Source organism: Bilifractor sp. LCP21S3_A7, assembly GCF_052118825.1.
Taxonomy (GTDB): domain Bacteria; phylum Bacillota; class Clostridia; order Lachnospirales; family Lachnospiraceae; genus Bilifractor.
In genome coordinates this window covers 25,225-42,599 of the sequence record NZ_JBQKGL010000007.1, presented here as the reverse complement: position 1 = coordinate 42,599, position 17,375 = coordinate 25,225, and the positions used below count along the sequence as shown (strand labels likewise).

Here is a 17,375-nt window from a genome sequence, read left to right as displayed (position 1 = left end):
GAAGCAGCGAAGTGACGCGGGGACTTATACAGTATGTAGCACGATTTATCGTATGATGGTTACTGGATCCACAATGTCTGGGAAGCACCGAAGTGGACAGAAGAACTGGCAAAGTATTTCGATTCCGACATCCTGGATCTGAACGTCATCCGCATATGGGAAAAGGAGATGAAATAAGATGAGCAAGAAAAATATTGGAGCAACACTCGCACTGTATCCCTGTCCGGTCATCGTAGTCGATGAGTCCTGGCTGAAAGATGCGGACCGGATGGGAACCATCAGCGGCAATAAGGCGGATAAATCTAACACCTTTGCATGGACAATGGGCGAAAACGGCGCTCCGCTGATTAATGAGGCGAAGGTGCGCAAAATAGCGTGCACCTCACATCGTTTTATAATTTATACCTGATACCAAACGTCATCTATTCATCATACCTTCCACAGTTCATACCCCTGCCGTCTGGCAGAGTCGTAGACCGGCTGCATATTCTTCTGCAGAATAGAAGTAAATTCTTCTCTTGTGTTCCCGGGTCTGTACAGTTCCTGACCTGCCCAGATAGAATGAAGATTATCCCGGAAACATGCCTCATATAATCTTCTGATGCCAGGCTTTTCCTGAACCATCTCGTATAACAAATACTGATTACCTGCAAAACGTAGGAAAAACGGATCCCACTTAGGCAGTCGATTGCTCTTGGAGGAATTGAGTGAAGAATCCATCGGCATTAAATTCCAAAGCTCGTCATTCATCACAAAACTCCAAGGGATGAAATGGTCTACATCATAAGCTTTCCTCTGTATAAACTCATCTGTAAACACATCTCTGACTGGCCGGATTTCAATAATCGCATCCCAAAGCTTATGTACATGTTGCAGTTTACGCATCTTTTCATCCAAAGGTGCCAGCTTATATACCAATCCGGGAACTTCCGGATTATTCATCTGCAGCCATTTAACCTTCTCGTACTGAATCCATCCAAGAATAGAAACTGTGTTGTCCTGGATCATCTTTGCCCAAACAGGACTGATATGGACTTCCTTTTTCAGCTTGCTGCTATCTCCAAGCGTATATGGCAGAGTAATCACCGTGTTATTGATACGCTGAATATACTCCACCATTCGCACGGTACTATTCCAGTTTGCAGCCTCATCACTGCGATGAAAAAATCCCGCCAGCGCCCTGTAGGGAACCATATTAGTAAGCTGCTCTTTTGCTGCTTTGAGTTCTTTGTTATGCTCACGAATGGCGTTTCGTATCTCCGTCTTTGATGCATTTGAAGGCAGATCACTAAGCTCAGCCAGCAGAATAACCGCTCTTTCCAGGCCATCTCTGACAGCGCCAGCCTGTATTCCACTAAGGTGAATATGGAATTCTCTGACGGAATACCAGGCATTTGAGATCATCTCATCAATGATCTCATCAAAGGTTGTTTCCAGACGGCCTTCTGAAATCAGGATCACCAATGCCTCTAGCCAGTAAAACTTATAGCAGTATGAAGGATCCTTCATCATGAGAGAGAAGCTCTCTATATCCAGTGTATTAACATAATCGCCTTTTATCGTCAGCTGATAATCGACTTGCGAAGGATAATATTCAGCCATTTCTCATTACTCCGTTCCGGTCGGACATCCGCAGACACCCACATCTTTTCAATCGTTAATTCAGGGAATGCTCTGATAAAGTCTCTGAAACCAGCTTCATCAAAGTCTGTAAAATATCGTTCTCCACGGAAGCCCTCAAATGCGCCATACTTGAAGGACGTATAGATATAACCCTGCTCCTTCAATGCCAATATCATCCGCCGGAAAATGTCCGGTTGTACCGTTCTTCCTGCATGAAGGATAGAAGAGCAGGCCCAAATACCATCATAGCAATTCTCATCCTGCAATTCCTGAAACAGCAACTTACGGACCTTAACTCCGGTATATGCTGACGCTACTTTGCAAAGTTCTTCTGAACCATCCGTTGCCACAACATGATATCCTTTTTCAAGGAAATACCTGGTATCCCGTCCGGAGCCGCAGCCAAAATCCAATATAGAAGACTCCTGTGGGAGGAAAGAAAGGAATAAATCCTGCGTATCATGGAAATCAACGGTCTGAGTTCCAAAAACGAACTCATCTGTTTTTTCGTTGTAATATGTGAGAGTTTTCATTGTCCTATGATCCATTGAAATCCCCTTCCTCTGTTAACAATTATAGTTCCAAAGCAGCCCTAGTACATTGAATAATTATTAACTGGCACATATTTTCTCGTTAGATTTGACACCAGCCTCCTTGGCTTCGGCTACGCTGATCATCTGCGCCTGTCTGCGCACGAAGATCAGTGATATGTGCCTCTGTATAGTTCTCTCGTGAGAGCATAGTTTCATCCTCCCTCAATCTAACCCTGCCAGAATTTCATATTAGCGAAAATAAGAATGTGGATTTATCCAGTGTTTTCAAGGCTTTGGGGTCGTTGAACCAAAGACCCGAAAATTGGTAAATAATCTGCTCGTTAGAAGAATCGCCATTATTTTAGATTCCAGCTAATATGTAGAAGGGGTTTTAGACGGAAATCGTCTTGTGAGATAAAAGAAGCGGGAACCGATTTTTTTCGGTCCCCGCCCTCCAAATTAGCGTTCCTGGGCGGATTCGAACCGCCGGCCTTCCGCTTAGGAGGCGGACGCTCTATCCTGCTGAGCTACAGAAACAAATATATAATGATATCTGCTCAGACGAACAGATATCATTATACCTCATTTCGATTAAAAATTCAACCTTCCCTGAAGCCAGATTATTGCTTTCAATCTTCGTCCGACTTCCGGTTCTCCCGTCAGATCCTTTTCGTTAATGCAGACATCCAGAGGGACGTCATTACAGATAACACCGATCTGGTATACCTTTTCTCCGGTTGCGTGATTTCTGACCTCCTCACAGCTCGTGATATCACCCATGATATTGTACAGGTCACATTCCATACCATAAGGCATAAAATAGGAATCAACAATGGTGTAGATATCCTCATTCTGTACCCGGTGCGAGAGCATGGTGTAGGTATCGTAATCCTCCATCGTCAGGCTCTCAATTGCATCTTCATCTCCATTCTGTGCCGCGTTGAACAGTGAACTGCGCTCCTCCAGTTTCTTCCGGTCCACGGGAAGCGATTTCTGTTCTTTCCTTACAGGGAACAGTACCGTGCCGCTTTCCGCAAGTGCAGAAAGGGAAACTGAGGTTGTCGTGTCATTTAACTGTCCGCCGCCACACATGCTGATGTATTCACCTGCATTGGACACATAAAAAATCAGTGTCGTGCCGACTCTCATATCGTCACAAGCCCCGGCAAACGACTCTGTGGCCAGATGGCGTTCAACGGCAATCTGCTCATACGAGGTGACCTGCGATCCCCAGAAAAACGGGAACAGATATTCCATATGGAATAAATTTTCATTGTCGTAGGTGCCGCACACGGTCACGCCCATGTCTGTAGCAAATTCCTTTGATATTTCTGCAAAAAGGTGACCTTCTTCATCCACTGCTGTTTTTTTGAAATCATAGTGAACGAGGACATCCTGAATCAGGCGGCCGAGATCGTCAAGCTCATGTAATCTGCTGAAACCGATTGATCTGAGGAATTTATGCATAGGCAACTCCTCTCAATATTTTTTTGAAACGACAGATCTGTCCATGTGGATTTCCTCATGGCTTCCGTTTCGTTCCATTATTTTTCCAGGCAGGATTTTCTCGGAACAAGCTTGTCCTTTCCACCCATATACGGACGAAGCGGCTCCGGAATCGATACTGTACCGTCTGCATTCAGATTATTCTCAAGGAATGCGATCAGCATACGCGGCGGTGCGACACAGGTATTGTTCAGGGTATTGGCGAGATATTTCTGTCCGTCCTCTCCCTGAACGCGGATTCTCAGTCTTCTTGCCTGAGCGTCTCCGAGGTTGGAACAGCTTCCTACTTCAAAGTATTTCTTCTGACGTGGAGACCACGCCTCTACATCGCAGGACTTTACTTTGAGATCCGCAAGATCTCCGGAACAGCATTCCAGTGTGCGGACCGGAATATCCATGGAGCGGAAGAAGTCAACCGTGTTCTTCCACAGCTTGTTGTACCAGTCCATGCTCTCCTCCGGCTTGCAGACAACGATCATTTCCTGCTTTTCAAACTGATGAATCCGGTATACGCCTCGCTCTTCGATTCCATGCGCACCCTTCTCCTTGCGGAAACACGGGGAATAACTGGTAAGCGTAAGCGGAAGCTTCTGTTCCGGGATGATCTGATCGATGAAACGTCCGATCATGGAATGCTCTGAGGTTCCAATCAGATACAGATCCTCTCCCTCGATTTTATACATCATCGAATCCATCTCATCGAAGCTCATAACACCGTCTACTACCGCGCTGCGGATCATATACGGCGGAATTACATAGGTAAATCCGCGATTAATCATAAAATCACGTCCGTAAGACAGAACTGCGGAATGAAGCCTTGCAATGTCTCCGAGCAGATAATAGAATCCGTTTCCGGCGACACGTCCTGCCGCGTCCATATCGATACCATCAAAGGATTCCATAATATCCGTGTGGTAAGGAACCTCGAAATCCGGAACCTTCGGCTCACCGAATCTTTCAATTTCTACATTCTCGCTGTCATCTTTTCCGATCGGGACGGAAGGATCGATGATATTGGGAATGACCATCATTCTCTTCCTGATTTCCTCGTCCACAACCTTCTGACGGTCTTCAAGCTCGGCAATTCTCTTTCCCGTATCAGCAACCTTTGCCTTGATTGCCATTGCTTCATCCTTTTTCCCCTGACCCATCAGCTTTCCGATTTCCTTGGAAATCTTATTGCGCTCAGCCTGAAGCGCTTCCTTCTCCTGAAGAAGTTCTCTTCTCTCTTTATCAAACTCGATGACTTCATCAACCATCGGAAGTTTTCTGTCCTGGAATTTGTTGCGGATGTTCTGTTTTACTACTTCTGGATTTTCTCTCAGAAACTTAATATCAATCATGATTTCTTCCTCCTGATTCTGCTTTGAATACTATATAATATCGCTCATGAATTTGCAAGGTACTGTATAAGCTCTTCGAAAACGCAGACAGGATCGTCGCACGCGAAGCGCGCGTAAGAGACTGTATGCGATTTCGAAGGCAACAGGTATGAGCACGAAGTGACGCACAAGCGGCACGGAAGTGCGAATACCTGTAGGATTGCGGGAGTGCGAAGCACGGAGCAATCCGTAGCTTATACAGTATGTGGCACGACTTATCGTATGAGGTTTACAGTATAAGCTCTTCGAAAACGCAGACAGGATCGTCGCACGCGAAGCGTGTGTAAGAGACTATATGCGAATATCTGCAGGATTGCGAGAGTGCGAAGCACGGAGCAATCCGTAGCTTATACAGTTTGTGGCACGATTTATCATATGGGCGTCTACTGAATGTTTTCCTCTCCATAATGATATGCGGTCCGCAGTGCCTCTACTTCCTCATCACTCAGCATGATATACGATTCTCCTTTTACGATTTCCTTGATATAGAGATAGCAATTATCCCGGCTGTGGATGGCGTTCAGTACAAATCCGCTGTTCTCCGAATCGAGCATTGCAAGCGCAAAGCTCATCTTACCCCCTACATCCTCGAATGCGTCATACTTCACAATTCCGTATTTTGTCAGCGATTTATCGTATATTTTTTGCAGGTTCTTCAACGACGATGCATTCTCCGCCTGTCTGCTGTCCAGCTTGTCGAGCGCCTTTATCTTTGATGCCATCGCTTTTTCTACCGATTTTCCATCATTTCCCTTCATGAAAATCCGGTACTTTCTTGACAGATGGTTGAGTCTCCTGTTTGTCTGTGCCAGTGTAACCGCGAGCAGCACCACGGCTACTGCAAGGATAATAATTATGATTCCGGCTGCTGTGCTCCCGAATAGAGTTTTCATTATTTATACTTCCTTCCTGTGCCCTCGTTCAGCCGATCATATCAATGATTCTTTCTAGTTCTTCCTGCGAATAATATTCAATTTCGATTTTCCCTCTGTCTCCCTGTGGCTTAATCTGTACTTTACTTCCCACCAGTTTCTGGAGATTTTCCTCGATGGATTTATATGCAAGTGCTGTCTGCTCATCCATCTCCGGCTTTGTGCGCTGTTTTCTCGGGTTCAAAATATTCTTCACAAGTTTTTCCGTTTCACGCACACTCAATTTTTTCTGAATCACCTGATGAGACGCATTGATCTGCACTTCTTCATTCTCAATTGCGAGGAGTGCTCTTGCGTGTCCCATGGTGATGTCCCCATTCAGCAAAAGATATCTCACAGGTTTTGCAAGCTTCAGAAGTCGCAGAGCATTTGTGACTGTTGATCTGCTTTTTCCTACTTTTACCGCCACCTCATCCTGTGTCAGATGGAATTCGTCGATGAGTCTTCGATAAGCTTCTGCTTCTTCGATTGCATTCAGATCTTCACGCTGAATATTTTCAATCAGAGAGATCTCCATCTGCTCCTGATCATCAAAGTTTTTCAATATTACAGGAACTTCCTTCAATCCTGCTTCTTTTGCCGCTCGCCATCTTCTTTCTCCCGCAACGATGACGTAATACTTGTCCTTCTTCTGAACAAGAAGCGGCTGCAAAACTCCATACTGCCGTATGGAATCGGCCAGCTCGTGGATTGCCTCTTCCTTGAAGTCCTTACGTGGCTGATCCTGATTGGGAACAACCTCGGTCAGCGGTACCGTAATCACACGGTTTTCTGCAGATTCTTCAGAAATATTTTTTTGTGCTGCGGATAGATCTGAGGAATGTCTGGTATTATCCGGAACGCTATCGGATAAATTTCCTGCCTTTAACGATGTGCTGCCAGACATGGACTCCGTCGAAACGTTTGTGATATTGTCTGCGTCATCATTGCTTCTGCCATTTTCAACGATGTCATTTTCAGCATTTTCAGTACTGTCTGACGATGGTGATTTTGATATACTTTTATGGTTACGCGGCCCTGCCTCTTTTTCCTGTTCTTCCTCATTGTCAATTTTGTGAGGAATCAGAGACTCTAATCCTCTTTTCTTATTTAAACCTCTTGATCCCATTACTCAACTTTTCCCTTCTTAACCAATTCTTTTGCAAGCTTACGGTAGGCTTTTGCTCCTTCTGATTTTCTGGCATAAATATTAATCGGAAGACCGTAACTTGGTGCCTCCGCCAGACGTACATTCCTGGGTATGATGCTCTTAAATATGTGAGCATCCAGGTTTTCTTTTACATCATCAATTACCTGACCGGAAAGCTTTGTTCTTGAGTCATACATTGTAAATACAACGCCTTCGATCGTCAACTTATCATTTAATCTCTCCTGTACCAGATTGATCGTATATAAAAGCTGTGCCAGTCCCTCCAGCGCATAATACTCACACTGAATCGGTATAAGAACGCTGTCGGCAGTAGTAAGCGCATTGACCGTCAGCAGATTCAGAGAAGGCGGACAGTCAATAATGATAAAATCATAATTTTCCCGTTCTGGTGCGATTTTATCTCTGAGAAGATACTCCTTATTTTCTGTCTCAATCAATTCAATATCTGCGCCCGCCAGATCTACATTCGAAGGCAGAAGAAAATATTTCTTGATTTCATCATTTTTCTTATACTTCAGCTTAATTATACAGTCTTCGAGCGAGCATTCTCCGAGCAGGAGATCATAGACTGTATTTTCAATTTCCTGCTTGTCGATTCCGACTCCGCTGGTAGTATTCCCCTGCGGATCCATGTCGATTAAAAGCACTTTTCTGCCAAGTTCGGCAAGAGACGCAGAGAGATTAATAGCGGTGGTGGACTTCCCGACACCACCTTTCTGATTTGCAATAGCGATTACTCTGCTCAAGTGATTTATTCTTCCTTTCAATCAAAAATATTGTTGTGTCCGTTTAACACTTTAACAAAGAAACAACATTCTGATTATACCATTTTTCAAAAATAATCGGTAGATGTTTCACGTGAAACATCTGTTTATTTTCAAATTGTACTATCTTCAACACGTTCTAAATAATTCTAATGTTTCACGTGAAACATTTCCCTGTATTTCTTAATTTCGATTCAGAGCGAGAATACGATTGCTGTGGTATATTCTCATCGTGTTTTACATGGAACTTCGCTGATATATGCATTGTTCTCTTTTTTACTGTATGCATTTTCGAAGGCAACAGGTATGAGGATGAAGCGCGAACGCGTGAAATCCGAATACCTGTAGGATTGCCGGAGTGCGAAGCACGGAGCTATCCGTAACTTATACAGTATGTGGCACGATTATCGTATTGGCGTCTACTGAATTTCGGCTACAGACAAATATCTCATTAATGTTTCACGTGAAACATTATCTTAATTTCATGATTATATTTCTGATGAAACATTTGCTTTCTATCAAATATCCAAATGTCGAAATAATGATTCAGATTTTATCCTTGTCGTGCTATATAAATTATGAGTAAAAAATTCCACGTGATTCATCTTGATCTTTTATGTCAAGGGCAATTGATTTACGTCTTAGACATAAATTCCTTCATGATGTTTCACGTGGAACATTTATTATTATGATACGTTTATGATTGTGCTATGCATTTGTTTGATCAGAGCTTGTATTATCTCTAATATTGCAGTTTATAAGAGTTTATATCGGACTCTTAATCTTTGATATCCTATAAAGGTTTTTTTGTCGGTGTTCCTGCCTTTCGAGGATATGCTGCGGATATCTTTTTGACTTTTTTTATGTCAATGAGGGTCCGTTCTATTTTTTCGTTGTCTGACGGGTTATTCATAAGGAACGTTTCTGTCCCGGCTATCTTACCTCCGAGTGTAGCTATTGCTCTTCTGGATGTTGCGATTTCTTCTTCCGCTTTATTTGACTTGTAAGCGATGAAGTCGCCGTTTACCTTTACAAGCGGCAAGCAGTATTCACAAAGAGGAGAAAGGTTTGCAACTGCTCTGGATACTGCAATGTCATACTGTTCTCTGTGCATCGGGTCTCGTCCGATATCCTCGGCTCTTTTCTGCAGGACGGTTACGTTTGTCAGATTAATTTTTTCAATCAAAGCTGTCAGATATTTTACTCTCTTCAAGAGTGCATCGACCAGTACAAACTTCACATTTGGAAAAGCGATTGCAAGAGGTATTCCCGGAAATCCGGCACCTGTCCCCATATCGATTACCTTTAAATCTTTACGGTTGACTAGTTCATCTCCGATCTTTTTGATCCGGACAAGAGAGAGACTGTCGATGAAATGCTTTGTAATCACATCGTCGAAATCTGTGATTGCAGTAAGGTTCATTACCTTGTTCGTTTCAACAAGCATCTCATATGTAAGCATAAACTTTTTGACCTGTTCGTCTGTCAGGGAGAGATGAATCTCTGCTAATTCGTCTCTGAATCGATCTGCAGAGTGTTTATGTTCATATAAATCATTTGCTTCATTCATTTCATTTACACCTATAAGTGAAACTCATTCTCAGTTGGTCTACTGTATTTCCCTACTTCTTTATTTCTATATTTTTTTGCTTCTGCTTTATGGTTATCAGATTTTCCGCGGCTGCCGCATTTTCTCAGTCTTTCTGCTGCCGCCTGCTTTCCAGATATACCATGAGTACGGATATATCGGAAGGAGAAACTCCGGAAATACGCGATGCCTGCCCGATGCTGATGGGGCGGTACTTTTCCAATTTTTGACGTGCTTCTATTCTGAGACTCGATACGGCTTCATAATCGATATCATCCGGAATTTTCCACGATTCTTTCTTTCTGAACTGCTCCACCTGCTTCATCTGTCTCTTGATATAACCTTCATACTTGATGTTGATATTAACCTGTTCACCAACATCCTCCGGCAAGACCGGACGGTCATGATCAATTTCAGCAAGCATTTTGTAATTCAGCTCCGGACGCCGGATGAGCTCCGCTATGGAACTGCCGCTTTTCAGCTCTGTTGAATGATTACTGCTCAGGAAGTTCTGTACCTCTTCTGTCTGTCCGACAAAAGTATTTGTGACTCGTTTAATCTCGTCTTCAATTTCTTTCTGTTTCTTCTGTGTCTTTTCATATTCCTCATCACTGATCAGACCGACCCGATGTCCGTATTTTCTCAGCCGGAGGTCAGCATTATCCTGGCGAAGCAGCAGTCTGTATTCAGCCCGACTCGTCATCATCCGATAAGGCTCAAATGTCTGCTTGGTACAGAGATCGTCTACGAGAACTCCGATATAAGCATCCGAACGATCGAGAATCAGAGGTTCCTGTCCTTTTACCTCCATGGCCGCATTGATACCCGCATAAAGTCCCTGTGCCGCCGCCTCTTCATAACCGGAGCTTCCGTTAAACTGTCCGCCGGAAAAAAGTCCGTGTATTTTCTTGAATTCAAACGTAGGCTTCAGCTGAACCGGGTTGATGCAGTCATACTCTATGGCGTAAGCGTTCCGGACAATTTTCGCATGCTCCAGACCGGGAACTGTACGATACATCGCATCCTGCACATCTTCAGGCATCGAGCTTGACATGCCGTCCACATACATTTCGTTTGTATATTTTCCTTCCGGCTCGATAAAAACCTGGTGACTGTTCTTGTCTGCGAATTTTACCACCTTATCCTCAATGGACGGACAGTATCTTGGCCCGGTCGCGTGAATCTTGCCTGAATACAGTGGAGATCGGTCCAGATTTGCTCTTATTATTTCATGCGTCTTCTCATTTGTGTGCGTCAGCCAGCAGGATTCCTGCTCGATCTGAACTGAAGCAGGATCTGTTGAGAATGAGAATGGAATGACGGGATCATCGCCCTTCTGTTCCTCCATCTTTGTGAAATCAATGGTACGTTTGTCGATGCGCGCAGGTGTTCCAGTCTTGAAACGGAACATCTCAATTCCATTTGCCTTCAGTGAATCGGTGAGATGTGTGGCAGACTGCAATCCATTTGGTCCTGTATAATTGACGGTATCCCCGTACAGACACCGTGCATTGAGATACACTCCGGTACAAAGTACCACTGCCTTGCTGTGATAAATGCCGCCGGAAAAGGTTCGGACTCCTTTACAGACACCATTCTCGACGATCAGATCAGACACCTCTGCCTGTTTGATGGTCAGATGATCCTGATTTTCCAGCACACGTCTCATGCTTCTGCTGTACTCACTCTTATCCGCCTGTGCTCTGAGGGAATGAACGGCAGGTCCTTTTGATTTATTCAGCATTTTGGACTGAATAAATGTACGGTCAATATTTTTTCCCATTTCGCCGCCCAAGGCGTCAATCTCTCTCACAAGATGACCCTTGGAGGTTCCGCCGATATTCGGATTGCACGGCATCATTGCAATATTATCCGCGCTGACGGTAAAAACAATCGTTTCAAGGCCAAGTCTTGCACATGCAAGGGAAGCCTCGCATCCGGCATGACCGGCACCTACAACTACTACATCGTAATACTTTTCAATCACAGGCATGATGTCTTCCTTCGTCTGATTTTCATCAGTTATCAACAAATTTCCTCAGTTATCAACATAAACCTTTTAAGTTTGTACAGCATATGGCACGATATATCGCATGGGATTTAAAATTAAAATGAAAATTCGGATACGGCTACAGTGAGTTATGATGATATATATTATATATATTTTTTCATTTTAATAATATATTATATTGATCATATCATTATCATTTTATCGCTAAAGTCGCATTTCTCTCTTCCGTTATTTTCTGAGCAATATTTCGCGGAGATTTCATCGACAAGATCTTTCATCTATTTTCCCATGCAGGATTAAAATTTCGCAGAGATTTCACTGACAAGATCTTTTATCTATCTTCCCATGCAGGATTAGAATATCGCCGAGATTTCATCGACAAGATCCTTCATCTATTTTCCCATGCAGAATTTTGCAAAGATTTCATTGACCAGATCTTCTCCCAGTGACTCCCCGGTTATCCGGCCAAGTGCGTCTATTGCTCCCATCAGGTCGATGGACCAGAAATCCTCCGGCATCTGATCATCAATACTCTTGATCACGTAATCAAGGGAGTTTTCCGCATCCTCGAGTGCTTTTTTATGGCGGACATTTGTGACATAGATCTGATCGTTGAATTCTATCTTACCATTGAAGAACATTTTTTCAATCTGTTTTTCCAGACCTTCCAGCCCCTCTTTTTCCTTCGCCGAAAGATTCAGAATCACAGTTTCGGATATGCCGGCAGAGTCACTCACATGCTCATGCAATCCGGCAGAGTCAGTCATCGTCTCATGCTGACCGCCGGAATGTTCCACAGCTGAAGTAAGTCCCGGATGAGCCGCAGTTGGAGTAAGTTCCGAATGATTCGCGAGCTCCTCCTTCAGCATATCTTCGGTGACCTCGGAATCCAGATCACTCTTGTTCAGGACAATGATAGTCCTCTTGTTTTGGATCAATTTCATGATCTCGTAATCATTCTGATCCAGAGGAACCGACCGGTCTACGACATACAGGATCAGATCCGCGTCCCTGGCCTGATCAATTGCGCGATTGACACCGATCTGCTCGATCTTATCCGAGGCGTTCCGGATTCCCGCGGTGTCCAGTATACGCAGGGTAATTCCACGGACATTGATCTGTTCCTCCAGAACATCTCTGGTTGTGCCGGCGATATCGGTGACAATTGCTCTCTCTTCCCCCAGCAGAAGATTCAGCAGAGAGGATTTTCCCGCGTTCGGCTTTCCCAGGATCACGGTCTTGATTCCCTCCTGAATCAGCTTTCCTGAGTCGGCGGACAGCAAAAGCTTCCGGATTTCCGTCCTCTGCTCTTCCACAATCCTGCGAAGTTCCGGTCCATACCCCTCCAGGCTGATGTGCTCCGGATCATCCAGTGCTGCCTCGATATGCGCGGTCTCATATAAGAGCTTCTGGCGAACCGTCTCTATTTTTTCCGAAATTGATCCCGACAGCTGCTGCTGCGCGCTTCTCAGAGCATAATCATTTTTTGCCGAGATGATGTCCATAACAGCCTCTGCCTGTGACAGATCCATACGGCCATTCAAAAAGGCCCTCTTTGTGAATTCGCCAGGATCAGCCGGCCGCGCTCCGGCATGAATTACCGCCTCAAGAACTCTCCGGGTCGCCAGCACTCCTCCGTGACAGTCAATTTCTACCGTATTCTCACCTGTGTAGGAATGCGGCTCGCGCATCACCAGTACCAGAACCTCGTCTATTTTTTTTCCGTTATCGGATATGTAACCGTAATGAATCGTATATTGCTTCTGATCAGACAGCCTTTTCCCTTTTTTTCCTGAATAGACACGATCAGCAATCGCAAAGGCATTTTTGCCGCTGATCCTCACAATGCCGATTCCAGAGGGCGCCATTGCAGTTGAAATTGCTGCGATTGTATCTTCAAAGTTTTCAGCCATATCCGATTTCACCTTTCTTTCATGTCGCCAGATTTTTCGTAAACGCTCACACAATCATACCGATAAATTGCTTTTTATCAACATTGAACGTAAGTTATCAACATAATCCGGTTTCACAAGAATATCATTCTCTTCCAACGAGATAAAACACGCTGCGCGAGTTTTATCTCGCTATCGCGACGCTCGCCGCACACGAATACTTCGCATTCGACTGCGGCTCACTGTTCGCGTAAATAAAAAACCCGCATCGAAAAAACATATAGCGGCATTCTCCGGATCTGTCCGGCATGTCGATATGTTCTTCCGATGCGGGCGACATATACATTCTGTAGTGATCCGCCTGCGGGTCATGACCGTTTTCTCTCTGATTCAGAGCAGGAAAAAATCAGTCCCGGTAACCGCCCTTTTTCGGAGTTACAACGACATGACGGTACGGTTCATTTCCCTCACTGTGCGTTTCCACATATTTGTTGTTCTGCAGTGCGGAATGAATGATTCTTCTTTCATAAGGATTCATTGCTTCCAGAGAAACCGCGTGATGACTTCTGCGGACCTTATTTGCGATATTGTTCGCCAGATTCTCCAGGGTTTCCTTGCGGCGTCTGCGATAATCCTCGGTATCAAGCTTTACGCGGACATAGTTTTTCTGGTCCTTGTTCACGACAAGAGATACCAGATACTGAAGAGAATCAAGAGTCTGTCCTCTCTTACCGATCAGAATACCCATGTCATCGCCCTCAAAATCGATGTCGAGGCTTCCCTCTTCCTGGTTGTACTCAATTGTGATATTGACAGGAAGTTCCATTGCCTTGAAGATACCGTCCAGGAATTTGGATGCGGAAGCTTTCATCGTAACAATTTCTTCCGCCGTTCTCTCTACCGGTACTTCCTTCTTATCCGGAGTCTTTGTCTCTGCCGGCTTCTCATGTCCCGGCTCTTTCTCTGCTTTTTCTGTGTCAGAAGACTCCGCCGGCTGCGCTACTTTCCTCTCCTCTCCGCTTTTCCCGGATTTCTCTCCGGACGTCATCCGCTGATCGGAGGTCTTTTCTGCACGAACCGGTTTTTCCCCGTTTTTCGCAGGTTCTGCCTGTGCCGCGGAATCCGCACTTCTCACAGGTTCTGCTTTTATCTCTGATCCATGATTTTCCGGAACCTTTCCGGATTTCTTTCCTGCTTCCTTTTCCTCTTTCCGGCGGACCTGAATCACTGCCGGTTTACTGCCGATTCCAAGGAAGCCTGAACTGCCTTCACTGATCACCTGGATATCCAGCTGATCACTGGAGAGTCCAAGCTCAATACATGCTTTTGTAATGGCGTCATCCACGGTTTTCGCGGATACTTCCATAAAGTTCATGTTCATGCCTCCCGTTATTTCCTTCCACTATTCCTTCCGATGTTTTTTTTCTCATCAAAGCTCTTTACCCAGTTTGCCTTTGCAGTGATGCTGTCCGGGTTCAGATTCTCCGTATCCTTGTAAAACTGAGAGGAATCAATATCTTTTCCGTTTGATCGTGAATTCTGAATATGCTTCACATTTGTACGGGCATTCTGTGTTACGTTGGTGACGTAATCCTTGCTCTTTTCTTTTTTCTTTTCTGCCTTGACCGCCTGTTTCTCGATCATCTCCTCGACATCAACTGTGCCTATGCTGCGGTTGATGATTACCTGCTGTATGGCACGGATGACTGCACCGGCAATCCAGTAGATACCAATACCCATGCTGAAGGTAACGCAGATAACTGCCGAGAAAATCGGCATGATCATGTTCATGCTGTTCATCTGCCGTGCCATAGCGTTGTCACTGTCTGTGCTCTGCTGCGGCATCAGCTTCATGTTCAGCCACTGTGTAAACCATGCAAGTACCGGAACCAGGATACCCGCAATCAGTGCGCCGATAATTGCGGCTGTCGCCGTTCCTCCGGCAATGTTGCTGAAACCTGATTTGATGGCATCCCAAGGAGTCTCGGAAATGTTGATTCCCAGGAAGTTGTTGATTCTCGCGGACTGCGCGGCAACACTGCCCATTTGATCCTTAAAGGATGCAAACTGCCTGATGCCCTCAAGCTTAGCCCACTGTGACGGCTTCATCACATACATCATGTCGATGATCCGGTTTACGGTGTAATCACCTTTTCCGTTCACACGAATTTTGTTGTTTGCCACAAAATCGGTGATAATCTTCTGGTATCCGTCAACCGTGGAAATCTTGACGGCAAGGCTGTTGAAAATATTCGCAACCCTGGATACATATCCGGGAATGTACAGAATTACCTGATACAGGCCGAACAGAATCGGCATCTGAATCAGCAGAGGCAGACAGCTTCCGGTAGGCGACACTCCGTACTTCGAGTACAGTGCCATCGTCTCCTCCTGCATCTTCTGCTGAGAAGCTGCATCTTTCTTTCCCTGATATTTTTTCTGCAGTTTCTGAAGTTCCGGCTGAATTGCGTTCATGACCTTGGAGCTCTTCTGCTGCTTGATCTGTACTGGTGTAAGGAATAAATAGATGATAATGGTGAAGAATATGATACAAAGACCGATATTCGGAATACCAATTTTGTAAAGTACAAAATAAATTCCATTCATCAGCCATCCGAGCAGCTGCGCAATGTATTTGATCAAGGGCATGCTGGACTTGCTTAATAAAAGTTCCAAATTATCTTCCTCCCGGAATTTTCTTTCTGGCTCACGGTACCGGATCAATCCCGCCGTGTGAGAACGGATTGCATCTCAGGATTCTCCAGGACGCCAGCAAGCCGCCTTTGACTGCACCATATTTCTCAATCGCCTGTACGGCGTACTGGGAACAGGACGGAATGTAAGGACAGCGAATTCCTCCCTTTAATGGCGACAGATATTTTTGATAAAGACGAATCCCCTGTATCATGACATACCTGGGTTTCATTTTCTGATTCATTCTTTATCCTCCAGTATGTGATGTCTTCTGCCCAGATGATAGAGCGCGTCCGCGATCTCCTTCTGTGTGCAGGTCTTTGATCCGACTCTGCAGATGACAACCACATCAAAGCCCTTGGAAAAACTTTCCTCCTTTAATCTGTAAGCCTCTCTGACCAGTCTGCACAGATGGTGACGAACCACACTGTTGCCGACCTTCTTGCTGACAGAAATACCGATTCTGTTTTTTTTCAGTTGATTTTCCAGGATGTACATGACAAGATATTTATTTGCTGCTGATGTTCCCTGTCTGTAAACCTTCTGAAAATCCGTGTTTTTCTTCAGACTTTCTGAAAACTTCATGTGTATTCCTTTTCAAAAGTATTCTTTCATAAGAAAAGACCACAGAATAAACTGCGGTCTCCGGTCTGCTTCAATCTATGCTTATGCTAATACTTTTCTGCCTTTTGCACGTCTTGCAGCTAAAACTTTTCTTCCGCCCTTTGTAGCCATTCTTGCGCGGAATCCGTGAACTCTTTTATCAACCTTCTTCGGCTGCCATGTCATCTTACTCATAATTATCTTCCTCCTTGCTTTCCTCAACATGCCGCTCTGAAATCATGCGGCGAGACAAATCTTTTTTACTTCCGGATCCGTCAATCATAAAGGTCAGATCCGTGCAGTCATATACCTCTTTCCAGAGAACATCTGTTTTATTATAAGCATTCAAAGGCGGCGCGTCAAGGCCTTTATGTATGAGAACTCCGCAATTTATGTATAAGAATTTCTCAATTCTGACAGTCACGCATCAGCGTTTTTTCTTCCTAATATCAATACAGATTCTGAACCGTCCTAACATCAGTACAGTTCCTGTCCTAATATCAGTACAGTTTCTGAACTTGACAATCATGGGATTTATGGTAATGTGAAAATCATATTTGCGAGCTTGTTTCTGCAGGCACAGTAAACCCTCATGCCCCGCAGGCGGGGCGCCACAACATGTACAAAGCCAATTGTTCTCCTTTTCATCAGGCGTGAACCGCGATGCAAAAGCATTATGGCTGAGTCTGCAAATGTC

Annotated in this window: 16 protein-coding genes and 1 tRNA gene; 1 reads left to right on the top strand and 16 read right to left on the bottom strand. The window is 44.6% G+C overall.

Annotated features, from left to right (window positions below; translation table 11 throughout):
* The first annotated feature begins 178 nt into the window (after positions 1-178).
* Positions 179-409 carry a hypothetical protein gene (locus ACTQ1O_RS07825; RefSeq protein ID WP_441486797.1) on the top strand — a complete coding sequence of 77 codons (231 nt, stop codon included), beginning with the start codon at positions 179-181 and terminating at the stop codon, positions 407-409.
* A gap of 20 nt (positions 410-429) precedes the next feature.
* Here ACTQ1O_RS07825 and ACTQ1O_RS07820 read toward each other — a convergent pair whose 3' ends face one another.
* The 16 genes from ACTQ1O_RS07820 to rpmH form a co-directional block, all read right to left on the bottom strand.
* A complete protein-coding gene (locus ACTQ1O_RS07820; protein ID WP_441486796.1) occupies positions 430-1,602 on the bottom strand; it encodes an HNH endonuclease domain-containing protein in 1,173 nt (390 codons plus the stop codon).
* On the bottom strand, positions 1,563-2,171 hold the full coding sequence (locus tag ACTQ1O_RS07815) for a class I SAM-dependent methyltransferase (RefSeq protein ID WP_441486795.1): 609 nt from the start codon (positions 2,169-2,171) through the stop codon (positions 1,563-1,565). The genes ACTQ1O_RS07820 and ACTQ1O_RS07815 overlap by 40 nt, the downstream gene beginning before the upstream one ends.
* Positions 2,172-2,619: 448 nt before the next feature.
* Positions 2,620-2,693: transfer RNA gene (locus ACTQ1O_RS07810), tRNA-Arg, on the bottom strand.
* Positions 2,694-2,747: 54 nt separating this feature from the next.
* On the bottom strand, positions 2,748-3,623 hold the full coding sequence (locus ACTQ1O_RS07805; protein ID WP_441486794.1) for a DUF3881 family protein: 876 nt from the start codon (positions 3,621-3,623) through the stop codon (positions 2,748-2,750).
* Positions 3,624-3,700: 77 nt separating this feature from the next.
* The gene (gene serS, locus ACTQ1O_RS07800) at positions 3,701-5,005 is read right to left on the bottom strand and encodes a serine--tRNA ligase (protein ID WP_441486793.1); all 1,305 of its coding nucleotides are present in this window, start codon (positions 5,003-5,005) and stop codon (positions 3,701-3,703) included.
* A 422-nt stretch (positions 5,006-5,427) separates the two neighbouring features.
* Positions 5,428-5,937 (bottom strand): DUF4446 family protein, encoded by a 510-nt coding sequence (locus ACTQ1O_RS07795; protein ID WP_441486792.1) that lies wholly within the window; start codon positions 5,935-5,937, stop codon positions 5,428-5,430.
* A gap of 28 nt (positions 5,938-5,965) precedes the next feature.
* Entirely contained in the window at positions 5,966-6,862 is an 897-nt protein-coding gene (locus tag ACTQ1O_RS07790; RefSeq protein WP_441486904.1) for a ParB/RepB/Spo0J family partition protein, read from the bottom strand.
* 221 nt (positions 6,863-7,083) lie between these two features.
* Positions 7,084-7,872, bottom strand: coding sequence for a ParA family protein (locus ACTQ1O_RS07785; protein ID WP_441475295.1), 789 nt, complete (start codon positions 7,870-7,872; stop codon positions 7,084-7,086).
* An 811-nt stretch (positions 7,873-8,683) separates the two neighbouring features.
* The gene (gene rsmG / locus ACTQ1O_RS07780; protein WP_441486791.1) at positions 8,684-9,460 is read right to left on the bottom strand and encodes a 16S rRNA (guanine(527)-N(7))-methyltransferase RsmG; all 777 of its coding nucleotides are present in this window, start codon (positions 9,458-9,460) and stop codon (positions 8,684-8,686) included.
* 124 nt (positions 9,461-9,584) lie between these two features.
* Entirely contained in the window at positions 9,585-11,471 is a 1,887-nt protein-coding gene (mnmG, locus tag ACTQ1O_RS07775; protein ID WP_441486903.1) for a tRNA uridine-5-carboxymethylaminomethyl(34) synthesis enzyme MnmG, read from the bottom strand.
* Positions 11,472-11,881: 410 nt separating this feature from the next.
* A complete protein-coding gene (gene mnmE, locus ACTQ1O_RS07770; protein ID WP_441486790.1) occupies positions 11,882-13,402 on the bottom strand; it encodes a tRNA uridine-5-carboxymethylaminomethyl(34) synthesis GTPase MnmE in 1,521 nt (506 codons plus the stop codon).
* A gap of 385 nt (positions 13,403-13,787) precedes the next feature.
* Complete coding sequence (gene jag / locus ACTQ1O_RS07765) at positions 13,788-14,756, bottom strand: RNA-binding cell elongation regulator Jag/EloR (RefSeq protein ID WP_441486789.1); 969 nt, start codon at positions 14,754-14,756, stop codon at positions 13,788-13,790.
* A gap of 14 nt (positions 14,757-14,770) precedes the next feature.
* Positions 14,771-16,057 (bottom strand): YidC/Oxa1 family membrane protein insertase, encoded by a 1,287-nt coding sequence (locus ACTQ1O_RS07760; protein ID WP_441486788.1) that lies wholly within the window; start codon positions 16,055-16,057, stop codon positions 14,771-14,773.
* A 31-nt stretch (positions 16,058-16,088) separates the two neighbouring features.
* Positions 16,089-16,319 (bottom strand): membrane protein insertion efficiency factor YidD, encoded by a 231-nt coding sequence (yidD, locus tag ACTQ1O_RS07755; protein WP_441099336.1) that lies wholly within the window; start codon positions 16,317-16,319, stop codon positions 16,089-16,091.
* Positions 16,316-16,660, bottom strand: coding sequence for a ribonuclease P protein component (gene rnpA, locus ACTQ1O_RS07750; RefSeq protein ID WP_441486787.1), 345 nt, complete (start codon positions 16,658-16,660; stop codon positions 16,316-16,318). The genes yidD and rnpA overlap by 4 nt, the downstream gene beginning before the upstream one ends.
* An 81-nt stretch (positions 16,661-16,741) precedes the next feature.
* Positions 16,742-16,873: a 50S ribosomal protein L34 gene (gene rpmH, locus ACTQ1O_RS07745; RefSeq protein ID WP_004603371.1), complete on the bottom strand. Its 132-nt coding sequence runs from the start codon at positions 16,871-16,873 to the stop codon at positions 16,742-16,744.
* Between the last annotated feature and the right edge of the window lie 502 nt (positions 16,874-17,375).

Coding starts and splice junctions, on each gene's coding strand:
- ACTQ1O_RS07825 (WP_441486797.1), top strand. CDS start 179: ATGAGCAAGAAAAATATTGGAGCAACACTCGCACTGTATCCCTGTCCG.
- ACTQ1O_RS07820 (WP_441486796.1), bottom strand. CDS start 1,602: ATGGCTGAATATTATCCTTCGCAAGTCGATTATCAGCTGACGATAAAA.
- ACTQ1O_RS07815 (WP_441486795.1), bottom strand. CDS start 2,171: ATGGATCATAGGACAATGAAAACTCTCACATATTACAACGAAAAAACA.
- ACTQ1O_RS07805 (WP_441486794.1), bottom strand. CDS start 3,623: ATGCATAAATTCCTCAGATCAATCGGTTTCAGCAGATTACATGAGCTT.
- serS (WP_441486793.1), bottom strand. CDS start 5,005: ATGATTGATATTAAGTTTCTGAGAGAAAATCCAGAAGTAGTAAAACAG.
- ACTQ1O_RS07795 (WP_441486792.1), bottom strand. CDS start 5,937: ATGAAAACTCTATTCGGGAGCACAGCAGCCGGAATCATAATTATTATC.
- ACTQ1O_RS07790 (WP_441486904.1), bottom strand. CDS start 6,862: ATGTCTGGCAGCACATCGTTAAAGGCAGGAAATTTATCCGATAGCGTT.
- rsmG (WP_441486791.1), bottom strand. CDS start 9,460: ATGAATGAAGCAAATGATTTATATGAACATAAACACTCTGCAGATCGA.
- mnmG (WP_441486903.1), bottom strand. CDS start 11,471: ATGCCTGTGATTGAAAAGTATTACGATGTAGTAGTTGTAGGTGCCGGT.
- mnmE (WP_441486790.1), bottom strand. CDS start 13,402: ATGGCTGAAAACTTTGAAGATACAATCGCAGCAATTTCAACTGCAATG.
- jag (WP_441486789.1), bottom strand. CDS start 14,756: ATGAACTTTATGGAAGTATCCGCGAAAACCGTGGATGACGCCATTACA.
- yidD (WP_441099336.1), bottom strand. CDS start 16,319: ATGAATCAGAAAATGAAACCCAGGTATGTCATGATACAGGGGATTCGT.
- rnpA (WP_441486787.1), bottom strand. CDS start 16,660: ATGAAGTTTTCAGAAAGTCTGAAGAAAAACACGGATTTTCAGAAGGTT.
- rpmH (WP_004603371.1), bottom strand. CDS start 16,873: ATGAGTAAGATGACATGGCAGCCGAAGAAGGTTGATAAAAGAGTTCAC.